The organism is Wolbachia endosymbiont of Drosophila barbarae (assembly GCF_044752445.1).
GTDB lineage: Bacteria > Pseudomonadota > Alphaproteobacteria > Rickettsiales > Anaplasmataceae > Wolbachia > Wolbachia pipientis.
The window spans coordinates 1-5,688 of sequence record NZ_JBIXJM010000190.1; the positions used below are offsets into that span (position 1 = coordinate 1).

Below are 5,688 nucleotides of genomic sequence, written 5' to 3' on the forward strand. Positions count from 1 at the left end.
TATGTTTATGTACTTGCGAGTAAGCGTACCAATTACAATAAGACATGGAAAATATGAACATAACTATACACTCACAAGAAGATTTTGAATTTATGCGCAAGGCTGGCAGGCTTGCTGCTGAAACTCTTGATTTCATTGCACCGTACGTAAAGGTAGGGGTGACAACTAATGAGTTAAATGATCTATGTCATGATTTTATAATTAATGCAGGTGCAATTCCAGCACCACTAAACTATAGGGGGTATCCAAAATCGATTTGCACTTCAAAAAATGCAGTTGTGTGCCATGGTGTTCCCGATAATAAACCACTTAAAGATGGAGATATTTTAAATATTGATGTCACGGTGATTTTAAATGGCTGGCATGGTGATACAAGTCGCATGTTTTGGGTTGGCAAGCCATCAATAAAAGCAAAACGCTTGTGTGACGCTACTTATCATGCATTGATGGAAGCAATCAAACAAGTTAAGCCCGGCAATAAGTTAAATGAAATAGGGCTTGCTATAGAGAAATATATTAGAGATTTTGGATATTCTATCGTACGCAGCTACTGCGGACATGGTATAGGAAAAGTCTTTCATGCTCCACCAAATGTAGTGCATTTCTATGATCAAGATGAAAATCTCGTCTTGAAGGAAGGTATGTTTTTTACAATAGAGCCAATGATTAATGCTGGAAAACATGAGACTCTGCTCAGTAAACTCGATGACTGGACAGTAACAACACGCGATCTTTCACTTTCTGCTCAATTTGAGCATACGATTGGAGTAACAAAAGATGGTGCTGAAATATTCACATTATCACCTAAGAATTGGCATTTCCCACCTTATAATTAGATTTTTTTAAATTCTGCTATACTGCAACTATACTTGGTTTACTTTGGGTAATTTTGAAGAAAGCTCACCCTTAATTTGCGATATAGCAACTAGCCCAATTAATGCACAGAAAATCATGTAAAAACTAGCTGAAGTCTCTTGTCCTGTAACCTTGATAATTGTTGTGCATATAAATGGTGCAAGGCCGCCAAAAAATCCAGCAGCTATATTTCTTGATAAACCAAATCCACTGTACCGAACCTTTGTTGGAAATAATTCGCACATAAGTGCACTGACAGGACCAAGCGATGCAGCTATTGGAATTATAAAAAGAATGTGTGCCAGCAAGTAATTGCCACTACATAACATTGAAAAAACTGGATAACTCACTATTACAAAAGCTATAAATGCAAATTTCATAACTTTTTCTCTTCCTACCTTATCAGAAAGTATTGCAAACAATATTGTCAATCCTCCGAGCGCAATTTGACTCAGTATTTCCACTATATGATTAAAATGAGTATTTACTGTTAATATTTTATTCGTAAGCACATTGAAAAATACCAAATATATATAGAGAGACGCATTTTCAACCAAGTCAATACCTATTGATATTAGAACAGGCTTTTTGTAATTGTTTAATAACTCTTTTAGTGGCAATTTAGACGGATTTTTTTGTCTTTTATACTCTGGGCTTTCATCAAGTATATATCTCATATATATGCTAATTAATCCCATTGCTAAACTGAAAATGAAAGGTAATCTCCACCCCCAAGATTCAAAATCAGATACTTTTTTGCATATGAGTACCGCTATCAAGCTGAATACTGAACCAAAAATTGCGCTTAATACTTCAATGCTGCCAAAAAATCCTTTTTTGTTTTTAGGAGCATGTTCTATTAAAAATGGTGCATTTCCTGCTTCTCCTCCAAGAGATATACCCTGCAATAATCTTAAACACACTACCAGCATTGACGCTAGTATTCCAATGCTTTGATAACCTGGAACAAAAGCAATTAATACGGTTGATAAAGTCATTAATATAATCGAGAGCAATAAGGCAACTCTTCTGCCATGTTTATCACCAATGTGACCAAATATAGCAGCACCGACTGGTCTCATTAAGAAACCCACTGCAAACATTCCAAAAGCCTTCAATACGCTGGTTAGTTGATCATCCGATGGAAAAAACACACCACCTATTATGTTTATTAAGTGGCCAAAAAGCATGTGGTCATACCACAATAAAGTGTTACAAATCAAACTTGAAAATATTACTTTTGTTATTTGCTGCATAATTTCCCTATAGCCTGTTTGATCTTATATATAAAAAAAAATGTGAACGTTATGTGAATATTATATTAACAATATTAAACCTTGATTTTAATATTATTGCTCATATATTCCGATAAGATACCATATTTTGGCAAGAAAATCTATGTACATAAATAAAATTGATGTGAAGAGTAGAGTAGAGTAGGATATCTACACCAACTGTACTTAAATTTTTTGATATGACACACACTCCAGTTTTGTTAAAAGAGATGCTATCACTACTATCACCGCAGGATGGTGGCATATACGTGGACGCTACATTTGGAGCTGGAGGGTATAGCAAAGCAATATTGGAGTCAGCTGATTGCAAAGTATATGCAATTGATAGAGATGAAACGGTAACTAAGTTTTATGATGATTTAAGCGTTAGATATCCAGATAGAATAAAACTATTCATTGAGAAGTTTAGTAATATTAAAAATTTATTAGATAGCAACAATATTGAAGGTATCGATGGAATAGTTTTTGACATCGGAGTTTCATCTATGCAGCTTGATAACGGGGATAGAGGGTTCTCATTTTTACATGATGGTCCACTCGATATGAGTATGGATAACTCTTCTTATATAAACGCTTCAACGTTTGTTAACGCTTTACGCGAAGAAGAAATCGCAAATACTATATATAACTACGGAGGCGAACGTCATTCTCGCAAAATCGCAAGAGCAATAGTAAATGCACGGAAGAAGAAAACTATCAAAACTACATTTGAGCTTGCGGATATTGTACGTTCCGTGGTATTTCGTGGAAAAAGCAAAATTGATCCTGCAACCAGAACATTTCAGGCAATCAGAATATGGGTAAACGATGAGCTGGGAGAACTTGAAAAGGGCATTAAAGCTGCATCTGAGATTTTAAGTGAGAATGGCAAATTAATTGTCGTCACCTTTCATTCCTTAGAAGATCGTATAGTCAAAACTTTTTTTAAAGATTTATGTGCTACTGATTGCAAGACATTCTCTCTTCTAAATAAAAAAGTGATCGAAGCAAGTATAGAAGAAGTAAGTGCAAATCCGCGTTCACGCTCAGCAAAACTAAGAGCTATACAGAGGTTGTCATGAGAACTTTCTGCATCATCTCAATAGTTATGTTTTTTCTTAGCATTGTAGGACTATTTAAGGTAAAATTACATGTTCAGTCATTAAATAGAGAGCTAATAAAAATAAAAAGTGAAATTAATTTAGTGCAAAGTGATATAAAAGTTTTACAAGCAGAATGGAGCTATTTGAATAATCCAAAAAGGCTTGCAAGCCTTGTAAAGAAATACCTGAAAAATAACTCTTTAATACTGGCTAGCCAGGTTAAAAATCTTGACTCTTTAAATGGCCGCAGCGTGCTAGCACAACTTAAAATCCATGATCAACAGTGAGATTAAGTCTTATTTTTTACAGATGAGCACATCACAATAAAACTTACTTTGTATCCGTTCAGGATAGCGGCAAGGTAGTATAACCATAGAGTAAAAGTGAGTTTACAACAAATGGTGTCATCCCAGTGCTTGACACTGGGATCCAGCCTTTCCATAATCATCAAAAACATTGTATTTTAACGTAAAACAGCTATTTTTATGCTTACCAACTTAATAAAATTCCTGGATCCCAGTGTCTGGGCACTGGGATAACAAAGGAGAGCAGTGTCAGCTACTTGCATAACACCATTTGTTGTGCAACTTACTTTAGTATGAAATTGCTTGCGTAAGATTTTGGCAGCCTCTTAACATTTTTTGGCATTTCAATTACGTATTTAACGTTGCGTTTTTTTGCGTAGAATACTGCTTTTTCAAGAGAGTCAAACTTTAATACAATCTGTTTTTTTGGATCTTTTGAGCCAACCCACCCCATCAAAGGTTCAATATAGTAAGAACCAGATTCAATTTTTAGGTGCCAGAAATTTGTATTACCTAAACCAGATTGTGTTGCAGTTCTTGTTGGTCTATAAATCCTAAAAACTACTTTATCGTCAATGCCCATAGTTCTTGTTAAATAAGCTTAAATATATATCCAAATAAATCCTTTCACAAACAATTAGTATGAAAGAATGAAGTTTGAAATAAATATTTTTATGTTATATTATTATTAAATTATATTAAAAGGATTAGCTAAACAGGAGTAACCGATGACGCAACAGGAAATAGTAACAATTAATGCAGAGTTACGTGATATAACAAAAACAAAAGCGATGCATTCTCTAAGGAAGAAAGGAAACATCCCTGGAATCATATATGGAAAGGGCCATAATAATGTAAATTTGACATTGTCTGCAAAGGAATTCACGAAGCAATATAAATCAGGTTCTCTTTCTGCACATTTGATAGAGCTGAATATTTCGGGCAAAAAGGAATATGCTCTTGTTCGCGATATCCAATTGCATGTAGTAAAGGATACTGTGCAACATGTTGATTTTCAATTTGTTGATAAAGGCAGCGAAATTAAAATAGACATACCTCTATCATTTGTGAATGAAAGTAAAGCTCCAGGGATTAAGTTAGGTGGAGTGCTTAATGTTTTGTGTCGTTCTATTGCTGTTAAATGCTCTCCTGATAAAATACCTCAGGTTATAGAAGTTGATTTATCCGGCAAAATGATTGGCCAATCTATACATATCAATGATGTAAAATTACCAGAAGGTGTTAAGTTTGTAGCTCATGAAGAAGAAAATTTTACCATTGTTACAATTTCTGCTGCCGATAGTGACGTTGAAGAACCTCAAGCAGAAACAGAGGAATAGTGCACCTGATAGTTGGGCTTGGTAATCCTGGCAGTCAATATGAGCTAACTCATCATAATATCGGCTTCATCACCGTTGATGCAATCTGCAAATATTGGAATTTCCAGTCGTTCTCTAAAAAAGCCGATTATCTAATAACCTCTGGCATAATTAATGATAATAAAATCATGTTAATAAAGCCTTATTCATTTATGAATAATTCAGGCATTTCTGTTGCAAAAATACGAAACTTTTACAAATTATCGCTAGATAATATCGTTGTCATACACGATGACGCTGATTTGGAACTTGGAAGAATAAAAGTAAAGAAAGGTGGTAGTTCTGCTGGACATAATGGACTTAAATCCATAGATAGTTTTATTGGCAACGATTATTGGCGCTTGAGATTTGGAATGGGTAGACCTGAAGATCAAAGAAGCTTAGCAGATTATGTGTTATCAAAATTTTCAAATTTTGATAATGTTACTCCCTTAGTGGAAAAAATAGCAAAAAATATACACTTAATGCTGCAAGGAGATAATACAGCTTTTATCAATTTGATTGTATAATATTACGAAACACAGGGAGTGTATGGTCCCAGAGTGTGATGGTGTGGATTTAGTATGAACAATTCAGGAGATTTTGTCCACTGTAAAGATATAAACTCAAAAGGTGTAAGACCCTTAAGAGTTTTGAGTCTTTTAGCATAATTGTAGGCCATAACAAAGTCATAAAGATGCTCTTTGAGTTGCTGGTGAGACTGATAGTATAGCTCTTTTCATAGAAGTCCGGATGTGATAAGATAAGGATAGAAGATGATAAGGAGGTTGAG

7 protein-coding genes and 1 pseudogene are annotated in these 5,688 nt (G+C 34.5%); 5 read left to right on the plus strand and 3 right to left on the minus strand.

What is annotated here, in order from left to right:
* The first annotated feature begins 53 nt into the window (after nucleotides 1–53).
* Nucleotides 54–836, plus strand: coding sequence for a type I methionyl aminopeptidase (gene map / locus ACIPNH_RS03985; RefSeq protein ID WP_155968820.1), 783 nt, complete (start codon nucleotides 54–56; stop codon nucleotides 834–836).
* A 27-nt stretch (nucleotides 837–863) separates the two neighbouring features.
* Here map and ACIPNH_RS03990 read toward each other — a convergent pair whose 3' ends face one another.
* Nucleotides 864–2,111 (minus strand): MFS transporter, encoded by a 1,248-nt coding sequence (locus ACIPNH_RS03990; RefSeq protein ID WP_400771863.1) that lies wholly within the window; start codon nucleotides 2,109–2,111, stop codon nucleotides 864–866.
* Nucleotides 2,112–2,329: 218 nt separating this feature from the next.
* Here ACIPNH_RS03990 and rsmH point away from each other — a divergent pair, with 218 nt between their 5' ends.
* Nucleotides 2,330–3,211: a 16S rRNA (cytosine(1402)-N(4))-methyltransferase RsmH gene (gene rsmH / locus ACIPNH_RS03995; RefSeq protein ID WP_007548285.1), complete on the plus strand. Its 882-nt coding sequence runs from the start codon at nucleotides 2,330–2,332 to the stop codon at nucleotides 3,209–3,211.
* Nucleotides 3,208–3,519 carry a cell division protein FtsL gene (ftsL, locus tag ACIPNH_RS04000; protein WP_007548286.1) on the plus strand — a complete coding sequence of 104 codons (312 nt, stop codon included), beginning with the start codon at nucleotides 3,208–3,210 and terminating at the stop codon, nucleotides 3,517–3,519. The genes rsmH and ftsL overlap by 4 nt, the downstream gene beginning before the upstream one ends.
* A 301-nt stretch (nucleotides 3,520–3,820) precedes the next feature.
* Here ftsL and ACIPNH_RS04005 read toward each other — a convergent pair whose 3' ends face one another.
* Nucleotides 3,821–4,120 carry an NADH dehydrogenase ubiquinone Fe-S protein 4 gene (locus tag ACIPNH_RS04005; protein WP_155968823.1) on the minus strand — a complete coding sequence of 100 codons (300 nt, stop codon included), beginning with the start codon at nucleotides 4,118–4,120 and terminating at the stop codon, nucleotides 3,821–3,823.
* A gap of 145 nt (nucleotides 4,121–4,265) precedes the next feature.
* Between ACIPNH_RS04005 and ACIPNH_RS04010 the strand changes: the two genes are divergently transcribed.
* Nucleotides 4,266–4,877, plus strand: coding sequence for a 50S ribosomal protein L25/general stress protein Ctc (locus tag ACIPNH_RS04010; protein WP_155968825.1), 612 nt, complete (start codon nucleotides 4,266–4,268; stop codon nucleotides 4,875–4,877).
* Complete coding sequence (pth, locus tag ACIPNH_RS04015) at nucleotides 4,877–5,425, plus strand: aminoacyl-tRNA hydrolase (protein WP_400771866.1); 549 nt, start codon at nucleotides 4,877–4,879, stop codon at nucleotides 5,423–5,425. The genes ACIPNH_RS04010 and pth overlap by 1 nt, the downstream gene beginning before the upstream one ends.
* A 2-nt stretch (nucleotides 5,426–5,427) precedes the next feature.
* Here the strand turns inward: pth and ACIPNH_RS04020 are convergent.
* A pseudogene (locus ACIPNH_RS04020) lies at nucleotides 5,428–5,634 on the minus strand (IS3 family transposase); the annotation flags it as partial.
* Nucleotides 5,635–5,688: the final 54 nt, after the last annotated feature.

What these genes read in the sequence shown, in the direction of transcription:
- map (WP_155968820.1), top strand. Translation starts at nt 54, where the DNA reads ATGAACATAACTATACACTCACAAGAAGATTTTGAATTTATGCGCAAG.
- ACIPNH_RS03990 (WP_400771863.1), bottom strand. Translation starts at nt 2,111, where the DNA reads ATGCAGCAAATAACAAAAGTAATATTTTCAAGTTTGATTTGTAACACT.
- rsmH (WP_007548285.1), top strand. Translation starts at nt 2,330, where the DNA reads ATGACACACACTCCAGTTTTGTTAAAAGAGATGCTATCACTACTATCA.
- ftsL (WP_007548286.1), top strand. Translation starts at nt 3,208, where the DNA reads ATGAGAACTTTCTGCATCATCTCAATAGTTATGTTTTTTCTTAGCATT.
- ACIPNH_RS04005 (WP_155968823.1), bottom strand. Translation starts at nt 4,120, where the DNA reads ATGGGCATTGACGATAAAGTAGTTTTTAGGATTTATAGACCAACAAGA.
- ACIPNH_RS04010 (WP_155968825.1), top strand. Translation starts at nt 4,266, where the DNA reads ATGACGCAACAGGAAATAGTAACAATTAATGCAGAGTTACGTGATATA.